This is a genomic window from Flavobacterium zhairuonense, from assembly GCF_004352915.1.
Lineage (GTDB): Bacteria > Bacteroidota > Bacteroidia > Flavobacteriales > Flavobacteriaceae > Flavobacterium > Flavobacterium zhairuonense.
Genome location: NZ_SJSY01000073.1, coordinates 209,259 through 224,075 on the forward strand (window position 1 = coordinate 209,259; position 14,817 = coordinate 224,075).

Annotated in this window: 18 protein-coding genes; 13 read left to right on the top strand and 5 right to left on the bottom strand. The window is 33.0% G+C overall.

Features of this window, described 5'->3' with window-relative positions:
- Nucleotides 1–2: 2 nt before the first annotated feature.
- Nucleotides 3–458, bottom strand: coding sequence for a YciI family protein (locus EYY60_RS13075; protein WP_132989759.1), 456 nt, complete (start codon nt 456–458; stop codon nt 3–5).
- A 14-nt stretch (nt 459–472) separates the two neighbouring features.
- Nucleotides 473–931: a DinB family protein gene (locus EYY60_RS13080; RefSeq protein ID WP_132989760.1), complete on the bottom strand. Its 459-nt coding sequence runs from the start codon at nt 929–931 to the stop codon at nt 473–475.
- A gap of 141 nt (nt 932–1,072) precedes the next feature.
- Between EYY60_RS13080 and EYY60_RS13085 the strand changes: the two genes are divergently transcribed.
- From EYY60_RS13085 to EYY60_RS13140, 12 genes are all read left to right on the top strand, one after another.
- Nucleotides 1,073–3,238, top strand: a complete 2,166-nt coding sequence (locus EYY60_RS13085) for a TonB-dependent receptor (RefSeq protein ID WP_132989761.1) — start codon at nt 1,073–1,075, stop codon at nt 3,236–3,238.
- 345 nt (nt 3,239–3,583) lie between these two features.
- Nucleotides 3,584–3,991 carry a DUF2141 domain-containing protein gene (locus EYY60_RS13090; protein ID WP_208749473.1) on the top strand — a complete coding sequence of 136 codons (408 nt, stop codon included), beginning with the start codon at nt 3,584–3,586 and terminating at the stop codon, nt 3,989–3,991.
- A 49-nt stretch (nt 3,992–4,040) separates the two neighbouring features.
- Complete coding sequence (locus tag EYY60_RS13095) at nt 4,041–4,664, top strand: hypothetical protein (protein ID WP_132989762.1); 624 nt, start codon at nt 4,041–4,043, stop codon at nt 4,662–4,664.
- A gap of 22 nt (nt 4,665–4,686) precedes the next feature.
- Nucleotides 4,687–6,045: a 2TM domain-containing protein gene (locus tag EYY60_RS13100; RefSeq protein WP_132989763.1), complete on the top strand. Its 1,359-nt coding sequence runs from the start codon at nt 4,687–4,689 to the stop codon at nt 6,043–6,045.
- Nucleotides 6,045–6,374 (top strand): 2TM domain-containing protein, encoded by a 330-nt coding sequence (locus tag EYY60_RS13105; protein WP_132989764.1) that lies wholly within the window; start codon nt 6,045–6,047, stop codon nt 6,372–6,374. Before EYY60_RS13100 ends, EYY60_RS13105 begins: the two co-directional genes overlap by 1 nt.
- Before the next feature lie 2 nt (nt 6,375–6,376).
- On the top strand, nt 6,377–6,679 hold the full coding sequence (locus EYY60_RS13110; RefSeq protein WP_132989765.1) for a 2TM domain-containing protein: 303 nt from the start codon (nt 6,377–6,379) through the stop codon (nt 6,677–6,679).
- 2 nt (nt 6,680–6,681) lie between these two features.
- The gene (locus EYY60_RS13115; RefSeq protein WP_132989766.1) at nt 6,682–6,984 is read left to right on the top strand and encodes a 2TM domain-containing protein; all 303 of its coding nucleotides are present in this window, start codon (nt 6,682–6,684) and stop codon (nt 6,982–6,984) included.
- Nucleotides 6,985–6,986: 2 nt separating this feature from the next.
- A complete protein-coding gene (locus EYY60_RS13120) occupies nt 6,987–7,316 on the top strand; it encodes a 2TM domain-containing protein (protein ID WP_132989767.1) in 330 nt (109 codons plus the stop codon).
- Nucleotides 7,307–7,624, top strand: coding sequence for a 2TM domain-containing protein (locus tag EYY60_RS13125; RefSeq protein ID WP_132989768.1), 318 nt, complete (start codon nt 7,307–7,309; stop codon nt 7,622–7,624). The genes EYY60_RS13120 and EYY60_RS13125 overlap by 10 nt, the downstream gene beginning before the upstream one ends.
- An 18-nt stretch (nt 7,625–7,642) precedes the next feature.
- On the top strand, nt 7,643–8,011 hold the full coding sequence (locus tag EYY60_RS13130; protein ID WP_132989769.1) for a 2TM domain-containing protein: 369 nt from the start codon (nt 7,643–7,645) through the stop codon (nt 8,009–8,011).
- Nucleotides 8,012–8,029: 18 nt separating this feature from the next.
- The gene (locus EYY60_RS13135) at nt 8,030–8,398 is read left to right on the top strand and encodes a 2TM domain-containing protein (protein ID WP_132989770.1); all 369 of its coding nucleotides are present in this window, start codon (nt 8,030–8,032) and stop codon (nt 8,396–8,398) included.
- Between the two features lie 35 nt (nt 8,399–8,433).
- On the top strand, nt 8,434–9,201 hold the full coding sequence (locus tag EYY60_RS13140; protein ID WP_132989771.1) for a LytR/AlgR family response regulator transcription factor: 768 nt from the start codon (nt 8,434–8,436) through the stop codon (nt 9,199–9,201).
- Here the strand turns inward: EYY60_RS13140 and EYY60_RS13145 are convergent.
- Nucleotides 9,182–10,207 carry a COX15/CtaA family protein gene (locus tag EYY60_RS13145; RefSeq protein ID WP_132989772.1) on the bottom strand — a complete coding sequence of 342 codons (1,026 nt, stop codon included), beginning with the start codon at nt 10,205–10,207 and terminating at the stop codon, nt 9,182–9,184. The two genes, EYY60_RS13140 and EYY60_RS13145, sit on opposite strands and share 20 nt — an antisense overlap.
- A gap of 113 nt (nt 10,208–10,320) precedes the next feature.
- Nucleotides 10,321–11,784, bottom strand: a complete 1,464-nt coding sequence (locus EYY60_RS13150; protein ID WP_132989773.1) for a CCA tRNA nucleotidyltransferase — start codon at nt 11,782–11,784, stop codon at nt 10,321–10,323.
- A gap of 490 nt (nt 11,785–12,274) precedes the next feature.
- Between EYY60_RS13150 and yaaA the strand changes: the two genes are divergently transcribed.
- Nucleotides 12,275–13,033 carry a peroxide stress protein YaaA gene (gene yaaA / locus EYY60_RS13155; protein ID WP_132989774.1) on the top strand — a complete coding sequence of 253 codons (759 nt, stop codon included), beginning with the start codon at nt 12,275–12,277 and terminating at the stop codon, nt 13,031–13,033.
- Between the two features lie 193 nt (nt 13,034–13,226).
- Here the strand turns inward: yaaA and EYY60_RS13160 are convergent, their stop codons facing one another.
- Nucleotides 13,227–14,816, bottom strand: coding sequence for an MDR family MFS transporter (locus EYY60_RS13160; RefSeq protein WP_132989775.1), 1,590 nt, complete (start codon nt 14,814–14,816; stop codon nt 13,227–13,229).
- Nucleotide 14,817 lies beyond the last annotated feature (1 nt).

Here is a 14,817-nt window from a genome sequence, read left to right on the forward strand (position 1 = left end):
ATTTACATTTTCGTCTTGGCAATTTTTTCATGCATTTTTGGGATTTCTTGCAATGCAGCTGAGCAATACCAAGGCGTTAATTCGGCTTCGAGTAAGTTTGCTTTTATTGCAGGGTCAGTTGCAACTAGCGCTTTAGCTTCTTCTATGGTTTCAACATTAAAGATATAGATGCCGCGATAATTTCGATCGTTTTTCATGAAAGGGCCGGCTACAGCCAGTTTTCCTTCTTTGGCTAATTTGTTGATATTAGCCATATGGCCTTCAAAAAGCTTTTGCGTTTCTTCTTTTGAAGCCGTCGTATTGCTTCCTGATTTTAAAAGGCAGAAAACATATTTTTTCATTCCGTATTCATCGGCATGAAGCGATTTGGCTAAAGCTTCATCATATTTCACTTGGGTTTCTTGAGAAAAACCAATTGAACAGCATAATAACGCTAGAATTAAAATTGAATTTTTCATTTGTATTTTATGTTTTAAAGGAGTTTCTTCAAAATAACAATCTGTCCTAAATGATAAACATCATGCTGAATAATTCCGTGAAGATGTTCATAGTAAGTATGGCCGTTATTGATATAAATTTTAGACAAATGTTCATCACTAAAATCTTCAAAAAAAGCATTCCAAGCTTCTTGTGATTTTGCTAAAGTTTGAAGCGACTGTTCCCAAGCAGCTTCAGAAGGATCTAAAACAGGGACAAAATAATTATGATCTGGAGTAATGATGGTTTCGCCCTGCATACGCTGTAAAATATTTCTTCTCCATTGAATTAAATGGTTTACAATTTCCCAAATAGTGTTCAAGTTTGGGTTTATTTTATGGTAAGCTTGTTTTGCTGTCACATTTTTTAAAGTGCCCGCAAGAGTAACCTCTAGAAAAGGATTTCCGTTATAAACAGATTGATATAAATTTGAAATTCTTTTATTTTCTGACATAATTAGGTGATTTTGGAATTCCTAGCTAATATACAAATTAGTATTTTACAACTCATCCTCGAAATTCTACAATTGGGTTATTATATATTTTTTAACGTTAATTGTTAAAATACATTTGCTTCATCAAAAACCAAAGATGACATGAAAACCAAATTATTTTTTACAATAAGCTTTTTATTTTTTACAGCTTTAACTTTTGCTCAAAATACAATTTCAGGAAAAGTAGTGGATCAGAAAGGAAAACCAGTTGCAGGTGCAAATATTTATATTGATGGAACTTATGACGGAGCAACAAGTTCTGAAACTGGAGATTTTTCTTTTCAAACCAGCGAAACAGGAAATAAATTTATTGTGGTTAGTTTTTTACTTTTTGAAACTTTCAAACAAGAAATTGATGTTGCAAATTATAAAGATCAAGTGATCAAATTAAGAGAAAATGTTAACGCGCTGGATGCTGTTGTAATTACTGCAGGAACGCTTGAATCTGGAGACAAAGCAAGAGTATCAGTTTTAAAACCTTTAGATATTGTTACAACTGCAGGTTCTGCTGGAAATATTGTTGCCGCTTTGCAGACTTTGCCAGGAACGCAGAATGTAGGCGAGGATGGACGTTTGTTTGTACGTGGAGGTGAAGCTAGCGAAACGCAAACTTTTGTTGATGGAATTCGCGTTGCACAACCTTATGGAGCAACCACAAATAATTTGCCTACAAGAAGTAGATTTTCTCCTTTTTTGTTTAGTGGAATCGCATTTTCTACTGGAGGTTATTCAGCAGAATATGGCGAAGCTTTATCCAGTGTTTTGCTTTTGAATACTCAGGATGAGGCAGATCATGAAAAAACTGATATTTCATTTATGACTGTTGGTTTAGGACTTGGAAATACGCAAAAATTCAAGAAAAGTTCGTTGAGCGTAAACATGATGTATGTAAATCTAGCGCCTTATCAAGCTGTAATTCCTCAAAATGTCGATTGGAATAATCCGTATCAATCTCTTGGTGGAGAAACGGTTTACAGATACAACTTTACAAACGGAATCTTCAAATTATATGCTTCTTTCGACTCAGAAAAATTTGATTTGAATCAAAAGAATGTCAATTTCGAAAATCCGATAAGAACGGATATGAACAATAATAATTTCTACCTGAATTCTTCTTATAAAGGAACTTTTGGAACAGGTTGGCAATTGACTTCTGGAATTAGCTACGGCTATAGCAAAAATAAAATCACATACAATATCACTGATGTTGACAACAACGAAAACGCTGCTCAACTGAAATTGAAATTGCAGAAAAAAGTCTCAAATTATTTCAAATTGTCTTTTGGTACTGATTATTTCATTACGAAATTCAATGAAAATGTAGATGACAATATTTCTATTAATGTTGCAAATGGCTACGATTCTAACATTTTTGCCGCTTATGTTGAAGGAGATATTTTATTTTCTAAAAAACTGGCAATGAAAGTCGGTTTGAGATATTCAAACAATAGTTTGCTGAATGAAAACAATTTTGCGCCAAGAGCTTCATTGGCTTATAAAGTCTCAAAAAGCAGTCAGTTTTCTTTTGCTTACGGAGATTTTTCACAAACGCCTGTTGTCGATTATATCAAATATTCAAAATACCATCAGTTTGAGAGCGAAAAAGCGAGACATTATATTTTGAATTATCAATTTACAAAACCAGGACAAACTTTTAGAGCCGAAGCTTATTACAAAGAGTATGACAATTTAGTTCAATATAATACGAGAGATATTCAATACAATTCGGTTTTCAATAATAACGGTTCAGGATATGCAAAAGGAATCGATTTGTTTTGGAGAGACAGCAATTTGTATAAAAATTTAGAATATTGGATTTCATATTCTTACATCGATTCTGAAAGACAATATAAAAACTTTCCAAACATGGCGACACCAAGTTTTGTAGCCAATCATAGTTTGTCTGTTGTAACAAAATATTTCATTACCGATTGGAAATCGCAAGTTGGTTTTACAAACAGTTTCAGTTCAGGGCGTCCGTACAATGATCCAAACCAAACGCAATTCATGAACGGAAAAACAAAATCATATAATAGTTTGAGTTTCAACTGGGCATATTTATTGACCACGCAAAAAATCCTTTATTTCTCTGTGTCAAATGTTTTAGGAACACAAAATGTTTTTGGATACGATTACGCAAAAACACCAGATGCAACCGGAGTTTATCAAAGACAAGCTGTTGTTCCAACTGCAGACAGATTTTTCTTCATTGGTTTCTTCTGGACAATCAGCCAAGATAAAAAAGAGAATCAGCTTAAAAACTTGTAGTTTTTTAGGTGCAAAGTTGCAAAGCAACAAAGGTTCAGAGGTTTTGCATAGATATGTTTAAAAAGAAAAACCTTTGTCACTTTGTAACTCTGAACCTTTGTTACTTAGAAAAAACAATTCAGTAACCAAATTCGACAACTCAGTATCATTTAATTTTAAAAGACTAAAAACCAACATACTTTTGAAGTGTAAATTAAAAGTCGCTAAGTGTCTAAGATGCTAAGTAAAAAAGCTTAGAAACTTAGTTTCTTAGAATCTTAGAGACTAAAAAAGAGTTTTAATCATCAACAAAAAAGCTAAGAACCTTAGCAACTTAGAATCTTAGTAACTTAAAAAAAAGAAATCATGACCAAAATTATCACAATAACTATTTTATTTATCTGCAGCTTAATGTCTGCACAAAATGTAAAATTAACTGTTGCTGTTTCAGGCTTAAAAAATGACACAGGAGTTGTTAAAGTAGGATTATATAATTCAGACGGGACATTTCTTAAAACAACGTATAAAAGTCTTGCTTCTGAGATTAAAAACAATCAGGCGGTTGTAACATTTGAAAATCTTCCTGCAGGAGAATATGCTATCTCAACTTATCATGATGAAAATATCAACGGAAAACTTGACAGAAATGCAATGGGAATTCCATCAGAAGAATATGCAGCTTCAAACAATGCAAAAGGGTTTATGGGACCTCCAGCATATGCAGACGCTAAATTTAACGTCAGTAAAGACTCAAAAGTCGAAATTAAATTCTAATAAAGAAATAACTAATCTATATAAACAAAACCATTAAATAACTTATAAAATGAAAAAAATCATCACTTTAATCGCATTATTTGTAGTAGTAATAACTTCAGCACAAACACAATTTGAGCAAGGAATGGGAAAAGCTTTTGGGCTTTGGAAAGAAGGAAAAAATGCAGAAGCTTCGGCAATGTTTGAAAGAATCGCTGCAGCGGAGAAAAACAGTTATCTGCCAAATTATTATGTAGCTTTGATTAATACGACATCGGCTTTCAGTGAAAAAGATAAAACGAAAATCGATTTGTTGTTGACTAAAGCGCAAGATGCTTTAGATGTTGAATTCATAAAAGATCAAAATAATGCAGAACTTTATGCATTGCAGGCCTTGATTTATACAGCGTGGGTAGTAGCAGATCCAATGACAAACGGAATGAAATATTCGGCTAAAGTAATGGAAGCTTATGCAAAAGGAAAAGCGATCGATCCAAATAATCCAAGAATTGTTTTTGGTGAAGCTGATTATCAAATTGGAGGAGCAAAATGGTCAGGAGTAGATACAAAACCATTATGTGCACAAGTTGACAGAGCTATCGAACTTTTTGCTACTTTTAAACCAGCAACACCTTTTTCTCCAAAATGGGGATTAGAAAGAGCTTTGGAAACTCAAAAAAATTGTAAAAAATAAATTTAATTTAAGCTGATTTAGAATGAAAGACTATAGAAGTAGCTTTGCAGATGTAAGAAGTGGAACGATAACTTGTTTCAAGATTTCTATGGTCTTTGCAATTATATTTTCAGCATTTTTAGGAGACGATTTTAACGTTAAAAATGTTCTGGTAACCTTTTTTGTAAGCTGTCTTTATTCTTTCGGACTCGGTTTCGGGAACGGATACATTAGTGTCTTTCTTGATAAAAAATGGGACTGGCTCGAGCACACGAATCTGAGAGTTTATTACGGAATTCTTTGTACGGTTCTTTATACAGTTCCTGTAGTTTTAGGAATAAATTATTTCATTTTTGTTGTCTTGCAGCATGTGACTTTAGATGTGTTTTTTAGTGCTAGAATGCTTTGGGTGCATCTTTTTTATATTGTAGTTTCTCTAGCAGTTTCAACTTTCCTTCAAGCCAGAAGTTTTATGGTAAAGTGGAAACAAGCCTCAAAATTTGAAATAACGCAGCAAAAGATTATTGCCGGAACTGCAAATGCACAATTCGAAAGTTTAAAAAATCAAATTGATCCGCATTTTCTTTTTAACAGCTTGAACGTTTTAAGTTCTTTGATCGAAGAAAATCCAGATAATGCACAGCGATTTACAACTTCTTTATCAAAAATTTACCGCTACGTTTTGGAGCAAAAAGATAAAGAATTGGTTTCTGTTGAAGATGAATTGTCATTTGCAAAAACCTATATGAATTTGCTGAAAATGCGTTTCGAAAACAGTCTTTTTTATGAATTGCCAGCAGGAGATATAAATCCAGAAGCAAAAGTAGTTCCGTTATCACTGCAACTTTTATTAGAAAACACAGTGAAGCACAATGTTGTAAGTGAGCAAAAGCCCTTGCATATCAGGATTTTTATAGATGGAGATTATCTGGCAATTCAGAATGATTTTCAAAAGAAAGAAGTTTTGCAGGATCGAAAAGGTGTTGGACTGCAGAATATTGTAAACCGATACGGAATTGTAACGAACCGAAAAGTAGTGATCGAACAAAATGAAGAAACGTTCACCGTTAAAATTCCAATTTTAACCAAACAAATTACAGTTATGGAAACAAGTGCAGACTATAGCGACGAAAATAAAGCTTATTTCAGAGCTAAAAAAAGAGTAGAAGAATTAAAAGGATTTTACGGAAATGTAATTTCATATTGTTGTGTGATTCCATTTTTAATTTTTATAAATTTGAGGTATTCTCCTGGATTTCAGTGGTTTTGGTTTTCGGCTCTAGGCTGGGGATTTGGAGTTGTAATGCATGCTTTTAAAGTTTTTGGTTACAGCTCAGATTGGGAAGAGAGAAAAATTCGTGAGATTTTAGAAAAAGAGAATAAACAAAAAAGCTGGAAATAATGAGAACAAATTTCACTAACGATCCTGAGGATTATGATTTACAGCAGTTTGCTAAGAGAAAAATAGAAAAGCTTAAATCGTTTTATTCACATGCATTTGTCTTTTTTATTGGATGGGTAATTTACATATTGAAAGAATATTTTGGAGTACCGTTTAATTTTTTGCCCTTAAAATATATTAACGGTTTTGTTATGGCAATTTGGTCAACAGCATTTTTAATCAACGCGATCGATTTATTTGCTTCGTTTAAAATTTTTGGAGCAGAATGGGAAGAGCGTAAAGTAAAAAGTATCTTAGAAAAAGGAAACGAAAAACACAAATGGGAATAATTATGGAACCAGATTACACAGAAGCAGAACGTTATTACGAGGCTCAAAAAAGAGTAAAAGAGATTAAAGAATTTTATCAGCATTTGACCGTATTTCTTCTTTGCAATCCAATTGTAATAGTCGTAAATCTTATGACCTCTCCGGGTTATTTGTGGTTTATTTGGTCTGTTTTGGGATGGGGATTTGCAATCGTTATGCACGCAATGAAAACTTTTAGAATTTCGCCAGCCTTTAGCAAAGAATGGGAAGAAAGAAAAATTAGAGAGCTTCTAGAGAAAGAAAACAATAAAAAAATCTGGGAATAATCATGGAACCTGATCGCACTGAAGCAAAACGTTATCATAAAGCTCAAAAAAAAGTAAAAGAGATTAAAGGATTTTACGAGCATTTAACCGTTTTTATTTTGGTAACCGCAATCTTGATCTTTATAAATTTAATGACTTCGCCCGAATATTTATGGTTTATATGGTGTATAATGGGCTGGGGAATTGGAGTAGTGATACATGGTCTAAAAGCTTTTGAAATTTCTCCTGCTTTCAGTAAAGAATGGGAAGAAAGAAAAATCAAAGAAATTTTAGAAAAAGAAAACAATAGACAAACTTGGAAATAATTATGGAAACAAATTGTAATAATGACCGAGGAAAATTTGAGTTTGAAAAAATTTTCAACAAAAAATCTGTTCAATTCAGATCTTTATATGTTCATGCATTTATTTACACGATTGGATTGACAATCTATCTTTTAAAAGAATGTTATGGAATTTCGTTTAATTTTTTTCCGTTGCAATATTTGAATAGTGTTGTAATGGTAATTTGGACAAGTGTATTTCTAGTATCTGTAATTGATTTATTTGCTTCTTATAAAATCTTCGATGATGAATGGGAAGAGCAAAAGATGAAAAGCCTTTTAGATAAAAAAGTAAAAAAACAAAAATGGGAGTAATCATGGAAGTAAATTTTAATGACGAGGATAAATATTACTTGGCAAAAAAGAAAGTCGAGAATATTAAAGGTTTTTATGGAAACTTGACAGCCTTTATTTTAGTAAACATCATTCTGATAGTTATAAATTTAATGACATCACCAAATCATCTTTGGTTTTATTGGCCATTACTGTGGTGGGGAGTTGGAGTTGTTTTTCACGGATTAAAGGTTTTTGAAGTTTTCCCGGTTCTAGGAAAAGATTGGGAAGAGAAAAAAATCAAAGAATTCATGGAAAAAGAAAAAGAGAACAAAAAAAAGTGGCAATAATCCTTAAATAAAAATAAAATGGGACGTTTAAGAAGACGCATGTACGAAGAATATAGACAAGAATTTTCGAATGATGAACACTTTGATATAGCATACAGAAAAGTTAGAAGAATAAAAGGTTTTTATTCGCACTTGAAGGTGTTTTTAATTGTTAATGCAATTATCATTATCTCGAGTTTAAACCGAGAATTTATTGGCAGTCATTTTACTGACAGCGGTTTGTTTGAGTGGCACACTTATTCAACAACTTTTTATTGGGGAATTGCATTATTGATGCATGCAGCGTCAGTTTTTGGACGAGATATTTTCTTTGGTGATGATTGGGAAGAAAGAAAGATTAAAGAATACATGAATCAAGAATCACAAAAGAGTACTAAATGGCAATAACTTTAAAAAAGTAATAAAATGAAACGTTTTGGACAAAATATTTTTGAAGATCACGATGAGCAATTCAGCACTGATGAAAACTTCAATATTGCATACAGAAAAGTAAAAAGAATAAAAGGTTTTTACTCGCATTTAAGAGTTTATATTATTGTAAATGCAATAATTATAATCACAAATTTGAATCGTGATGTATTTGGAAAAGATATAATTTACAACGGTTTATCAGACTGGCACACTTATTCTACCGCTTTTTACTGGGGAATTGCACTTTTGATTCATGCATTTTCAGTATTCGGGCCAGATATCTTTTTTACGAAAGATTGGGAACAAAAGAAAATCCAAAAATTTATGGAGAAAGAAGCTCAAAATAAGAATAAATGGGAGTAATTTTAACCTGAATTTCCAAAACCTTAACCAACCAAATGACCACATTAATTATAGAAGACGAAAAACCGGCAGCAAGATTGCTGCAACGAAAGCTTGAAAAACTTGATATTGCGGTAAAAACCATGCTGCATTCTGTAGAAGAATCAGTAGATTGGTTTTCAAACAACGAACATCCAGATTTGATCTTTTTGGATATTCAGTTATCTGACGGTTTATCGTTCGAAATTTTCGAAAAAATTGACATAAAAAGCGCGATCATTTTTACAACTGCTTATGATGAATATGCTTTAAAAGCGTTCAAATTAAACAGCATCGATTATCTTTTAAAACCAATTGACGAAGATGATCTTGAAATTGCTGTTGAAAAATTTAAAATGAGACTTCCGAAAGCAGTTGCTGAAACTTCTAATCTGCAGTTGGACTTTGAACAAATTCGTCAAATGTTGTCAAATCCTTTTGAAAAGACTTACAAAAAGAGATTCACCGTTAAAATTGGTCAGCATTTAAAAGTAATTACTACAGATGAAATCGAATGTTTTTTTAGCGAAAACAAAGGAACTTATATTCATACTTTTGATAACAGAAATTATCTGATAGATTCGACTCTGGAAATTTTGGAACAGGAATTAGATATGAAGGATTTTTTTCGCGTAAGCAGAAAATTTATTGTACCGCTTCAGGCAATAAAAGAAATCCAGGTTTACACCAATTCTCGTTTAAAAGTAATTTTACCGACTTACAAAGACGATGAAGTAATTGTAAGCCGTGAAAAAGTTCAGGATTTTAAGAGTTGGCTTGGATAGGCTTTTTCGCTTCCAGAATCATATAGAATTGTATTCCAAACAAGATTGAAGCTAAAACTAAGTGTATGGCCTGACTTCCTATTGGGAAATCGAAATATGCCATTGCAATTCCGGTTACAATTTCAATTGCAATAACGGCAAGTACCCATTTCATTTTTGAAAAACCTAATCCTAATTTTGTATTTTGAACATACAAATAAAGATTTACAAGTAATACTATTATAGAAAAAGAGCGGTGAACGTAAAAAGTTACCGAAGGATTTTGTAACCACAAAATACTCGCTGTTAAGCCATTTTTTACTTGTTCGTCTACAAATTGACGTACTTGCGTTCCAATTGCTACCTGAATTAATGTCAGTAAAAGCGAAATCAAAAGTACGTTTCTGAAAGTAGAATTAAATCTAACTGCAGCTACTTTAGGTCTTGCTAATTGAATAATGTAAAGTATTACAGCAACAATTATCAAAGCCATAACCATGTGAACTGTAATTTTTATTGGATTCAAAACGGAATACACCACTTTTGCACCAAGCCACGCCTGAAAGCCCATCATAAAAACGACTAGCCAAGAAAGCAAAGTAATTTTTTTGTTTTGTTTCCAAAATCTAAATGAAGCAATTGCCATAAAAAAGCAAGCCATTCCGGCTAAAGCACCACATAATCTATTTATATATTCAATCCAGGTATGAAGCGGGTTGAAAAGCGCATAATCATGTTTGGTGTATTTTTCCCAATGTGAAGCGTCAAAAGTTGTTAGTGTTGTAAAATTATCTTTAGCAACCAAAAGTGTTTCATCTTTAATGATTACTTGTCCTTTTTCGAAAACACGATTTGGTTCCCAAGTCAGTTCCTTGATATCTGTTGGTGGAATATAATAACCAAAACATTTCGGCCAATCCGGACACCCCATTCCTGAGCCTGTCATGCGGACTAATGCGCCGGCAATAATTACTAAATAAACTAAAACTAATGCTGTTTTTGCGATTGTAGGGAAATGCTTTTTCATTTTTTTTTAGTGGCAAAGTTGCAAAGAAGCAGAGGTTCAAAGTTTAGAATCTGTATTTGTAACTTTAATGTATTTTAAATAATTAATAAAACCTTTGTTGCTTTGAAACTTTGTTACTTTGAAACTTTAACCAAGCCCATTTTTGTTGCTCTTTTAATCACAAAATCATAAGCGGCTTGATATTCATTTGGAATAATACCTTCTAAAATGGCTTCTTTCACCGCTTCTTTTAAAACGCCAATTTCACGTGAAGGTTTTAAATCAAACATTTCCATAATTTCTTCGCCTGTAATTGGTGGCTGAAAATTACGAACATGATCGCGTTCTTCAACTTCAACAATTTTCTTGCGGACAAGCTCGAAGTTTTTATGGTATTTTTTGAATTTTGATGGATTTTTGGTCGTAATATCGGCTTCGCATAAAGTCATTAGATTTTCTACATCTTCGCCAGCATCAAAAACCAAACGGCGAACTGCGCTGTCGGTAACAATATCTTGAGCCAAAACAATCGGACGAGAACTCATAATAACCATTTTTTGCACAAATTTCATTTTGTGGTTCAAAGGCATATGCAGACGTTCGAAGATTTTTTTCGCCATTTTTCCGCCTAAAAATTCATGTCCATGAAAAGTCCAGCCTTGTTTTTTGTTGAAACGTTTTGTCGGCGCTTTTCCAATATCATGCAATAAAGCTGACCATCGCAACCAAACATCATCAGTATTTGGGCAAATATTATCAACAACTTCAAGTGTATGATAAAAATTGTTTTTATGTGTATGGCCTTCAATTTCTTCGACTTGATTCAATGCCGTTAATTCAGGCAAAATTAAATCTAAAAGTCCGGTTTTGTATAAAAGCAAAAATCCTGTTGATGGTTTATCTGTCAAAAGAATTTTATTCAATTCGTCTACAATTCTTTCACCAGTAATAATTTTGATGCGTTCTGCATTTTTTGTGATTGCATTCAATGAATTTTCTTCAATTTCGAAATTCAATTGTGTTGCAAAACGAATTGCGCGCAACATTCGCAAAGGATCATCAGAATAAGTAATATCTGGATCCAAAGGCGTTTTTATTGTTTTGGTTTCTAAATCGGCTAGACCATTAAAAGGATCTAAAAGATCTCCGAAATTATTTTCATTTAAAGATAAAGCCAAAGCATTTATCGTAAAATCACGACGATTTTGGTCGTCCTGTAAAGTTCCGTTTTCGACGATTGGATTTCGGCTGTCACGGTTATAAGATTCTTTTCGTGCGCCTACAAATTCAATGTCAGTATCTTCAAAACGAAGCATTGCTGTTCCGTATGTTTTAAAAACCTGAACTTTTGGTTTGTTCGGAAGCAAGTCTGAAACTTTTAAAGCTAATTCGATGCCACTTCCAACAGCAACTACATCAATGTCTTTTTTAGAGCCTCGATTTAAAAGCAAATCACGAACAAATCCGCCGATCACATAAGAGTCAACATTTAGTTCCTGAGAAGCTTTCGAAATAATATCGAAGATTTTGTTTTGTAAAGCAGATTTATAGTTTGTTTGTATAGCCACGAATTCACTGATTTTTGAGTAAAAATGCATTTCGAATTTCAGACGAAATAAAATGCATGCAAATTTACAACATAGAAAATGTCTATTATAATCTATCGCTCACTTTTTTGAACAATTTCACATTTTGTCATGCTGAATTTTATTAAAATGAGAATCGTTGCCACGAATTGCACTAATTTTCACGAATTTATTTTTTAGCTACAGATTAAAGGATTAAAAAATATGTGTGAATCTTTTGATTTGTGGCAGAGAAAATTGATTTATCACAAATTGCACAAATTTTCACAAATTGATTTTTAATTCTGTTATTGATTACAGAATTAAAAAATCTGTGGAAATCTTTTATCCCGATAGCTATCAGGAGTGGCAAAAAAAATATCCGATTTGTGTCAAAAAATAATTTGTGGAAATTTGTGTAATTTGTGGCTAAAAACATTTATGCAACAATAAAACAAATCAATTAAGATAATCAATTTTTAAAATTTCAATTTGTATTTTTGGATCATACAAAAAAGCACAAATGAAAATAGTTATATCGCCAGCGAAGTCTTTAAATTTTGAAAAAGAATTACCAACTACACAATATACAGAACCACATTTTTTAAAAGAAGCACGCGTGGTTCACAAAGTTGTGAAGCAAAAAAAGCCAGCTGAATTATCTGAATTAATGTCGATTTCAGACAAACTAGCCGATTTAAACTGGAAACGTAATCAAGAATGGAAAACTCCTTTTACGGCTGAAAATGCTCGTCCGGCAGTTTATACTTTCGATGGCGATGTTTATACAGGTTTGGATGCCTATTCAATTCCGTTAGAAAAATTAGATGTTTTGCAAGATAAATTAAGAATCTTGTCAGGACTTTACGGACTTTTAAAACCATTAGATTTAATGCAAGCTTATCGTTTGGAAATGGGAACTAAGATGCCAGTTGGAGAATCTAAAAACCTGCACGAATTCTGGAAACCTACAGTTACAAAAGCTTTAAACAAAGAATTGAAAAAAGGAGAGTTGTTTGTGAATTTAGCAAGTAACGAATATTTCTCAGCGGTTGATGTAAAAGCTTTAAAAGTGCCTGTAATTACTCCAGATTTTAAAGATTACAAAGATGGAAAACTAAAAATGATCAGTTTTTTTGCAAAAAAGGCGAGAGGGATGATGGTTCGTTATATTATCGATACCAATGCAGAAACTATTGATGATTTAAAAGGTTTCAATTACGAAGGATATCAATTTGATGCGAATCTTTCTAAAGGAAATCATTTGGTTTTTACAAGATAGCTTTTTAAGATACTAAGGTTCTAAGATGCTAAGATTCTAAGTTTTTTATTTGAGAGTCGGAGACTCGGAACATATTGTAGGCAGGGATTTCAATCCCTGAAAATTTTAGAAATAACAAAAAAAAATAAACGCCGAATTCTAAATGATGAATTCGGCGTTTCTGCGTATTATAAAATTATTATTATTATTATTATTAATGCATTGCGTCGGCTGCACTAATCTTGTTCTTCCCTTTCTTGATGAAAAGGATAATCGGTATGCAACATAAAAACATAATTCCTAAGTACATGAAAATATCCATGTATGACATTACTGTACTTTGTTTTAGGATTGAATATTCTAAAGCTTGATAGGCCTTTTTTAACGCAACATCTGCACTGTAGCCTTTCGCCATAAATGCATGTTGCATTCCTGCTATACGTTGTTGAACATCAAATTTTGCAGGATCTAAATTGTTTATTAAATCTACTCTGTGTGACTGGGTAAAACGAGTGATAAAAGTGGTAATAATGGCAATACCAAATGAACCACCCAACTGTCTCATCATTCCGGTAAAAGCCGCACCTTCACCAATTTGTTTTCCTTTTAATGTTGAAAGTGAAAGCGTTGTAATAGGCACGAAAAGCAATCCTAAACCAATTCCTCTCAAAATTAATGGCCAGTACATATGTTCTACACCTGTGTCAGGAGTCATTCGTGTGTACATCATAAAGGTGAAGAGGAAGAAAATTAAAAATCCAACTCCTACCATGTAAGCCTGTGGAACTCCTTTTTGAATCATATTACCCACAAATGGCATCATGATTGCCGTTGTAATCGACCCCGGAATCAATAATAAACCGGCATCAGTTGCGGTCCATCCTAAAATAGATTGCGTGTAAATTGGGATAATCAATGTAGATCCGTATAATCCAAAACCAAGAATGAAACATAAAACGGTTCCAATTCTTAAATTTCCATCTTTTAAAACACTTAAATTTACAATCGGATATTTGTAGGTAAGCTCTCTCCAAATAAATAATACCAATCCAAGAACGGTTACAACACTTAATGTTACAATTAATGAATCGTTAAACCAGTCGTCTTGTTGTCCGTGTTCTAATACGAATTGTAATGAGCCAATAAAGGCACTTAATAATATGATTCCCCACCAGTCAACCTGGTTCGCTTTTAGTTTTTCACCATATTTTGGGCTTCTTACAAAAGTAAGCGCTAAAATTGTAGCAATAATTCCTAGTGGAATATTGATGTAAAAAATGTAAGGCCAAGAGTAATTATCTACCAAATATCCTCCTAATGGCGGACCTAAAGTTGGGCCTACAATTACACCCATTCCGTAAATAGCTTGCGCCATTCCACGTTTTGCCGCTGGGTAACTTTCAGTAATAATGGTTTGTGCGGTTACAAGTAATGCACCTCCACCCATTCCTTGAAAGAATCTAAAAGCTACAAGTTCCCATATATTGCTGGCGTTCCCACATAAAAAGGAACAAACCGTAAATAATATAATCGAAGCCACAAAATAATTACGTCTTCCAAATTGCTGGGAAAGCCAGCTTGTCATCGGAATTACAATAACATTCGCAATTGCGTATGCTGTAATAACCCACGCCACATCAGTCAAGGTAGCGCCAAGACTTCCGCGCATGTCTGTTAGAGCTACGTTTACAATCGTTGTATCTACAATTTCCAGCAGTGCACAAAGTACCGCTGTTATCGTAATGATAACACGTCTGAAGCCGTATTCTACTAAATCGTCATCTGCTTGTACTGCTGTTGCCATT

Coding starts and splice junctions, on each gene's coding strand:
- EYY60_RS13135 (WP_132989770.1), top strand. CDS start 8,030: ATGAAACGTTTTGGACAAAATATTTTTGAAGATCACGATGAGCAATTC.
- EYY60_RS13150 (WP_132989773.1), bottom strand. CDS start 11,784: ATGCATTTTTACTCAAAAATCAGTGAATTCGTGGCTATACAAACAAAC.
- EYY60_RS13090 (WP_208749473.1), top strand. CDS start 3,584: ATGACCAAAATTATCACAATAACTATTTTATTTATCTGCAGCTTAATG.
- EYY60_RS13100 (WP_132989763.1), top strand. CDS start 4,687: ATGAAAGACTATAGAAGTAGCTTTGCAGATGTAAGAAGTGGAACGATA.
- EYY60_RS13120 (WP_132989767.1), top strand. CDS start 6,987: ATGGAAACAAATTGTAATAATGACCGAGGAAAATTTGAGTTTGAAAAA.
- EYY60_RS13105 (WP_132989764.1), top strand. CDS start 6,045: ATGAGAACAAATTTCACTAACGATCCTGAGGATTATGATTTACAGCAG.
- yaaA (WP_132989774.1), top strand. CDS start 12,275: ATGAAAATAGTTATATCGCCAGCGAAGTCTTTAAATTTTGAAAAAGAA.
- EYY60_RS13140 (WP_132989771.1), top strand. CDS start 8,434: ATGACCACATTAATTATAGAAGACGAAAAACCGGCAGCAAGATTGCTG.
- EYY60_RS13080 (WP_132989760.1), bottom strand. CDS start 931: ATGTCAGAAAATAAAAGAATTTCAAATTTATATCAATCTGTTTATAAC.
- EYY60_RS13125 (WP_132989768.1), top strand. CDS start 7,307: ATGGGAGTAATCATGGAAGTAAATTTTAATGACGAGGATAAATATTAC.
- EYY60_RS13110 (WP_132989765.1), top strand. CDS start 6,377: ATGGAACCAGATTACACAGAAGCAGAACGTTATTACGAGGCTCAAAAA.
- EYY60_RS13095 (WP_132989762.1), top strand. CDS start 4,041: ATGAAAAAAATCATCACTTTAATCGCATTATTTGTAGTAGTAATAACT.
- EYY60_RS13075 (WP_132989759.1), bottom strand. CDS start 458: ATGAAAAATTCAATTTTAATTCTAGCGTTATTATGCTGTTCAATTGGT.
- EYY60_RS13160 (WP_132989775.1), bottom strand. CDS start 14,816: ATGGCAACAGCAGTACAAGCAGATGACGATTTAGTAGAATACGGCTTC.
- EYY60_RS13085 (WP_132989761.1), top strand. CDS start 1,073: ATGAAAACCAAATTATTTTTTACAATAAGCTTTTTATTTTTTACAGCT.
- EYY60_RS13130 (WP_132989769.1), top strand. CDS start 7,643: ATGGGACGTTTAAGAAGACGCATGTACGAAGAATATAGACAAGAATTT.
- EYY60_RS13145 (WP_132989772.1), bottom strand. CDS start 10,207: ATGAAAAAGCATTTCCCTACAATCGCAAAAACAGCATTAGTTTTAGTT.
- EYY60_RS13115 (WP_132989766.1), top strand. CDS start 6,682: ATGGAACCTGATCGCACTGAAGCAAAACGTTATCATAAAGCTCAAAAA.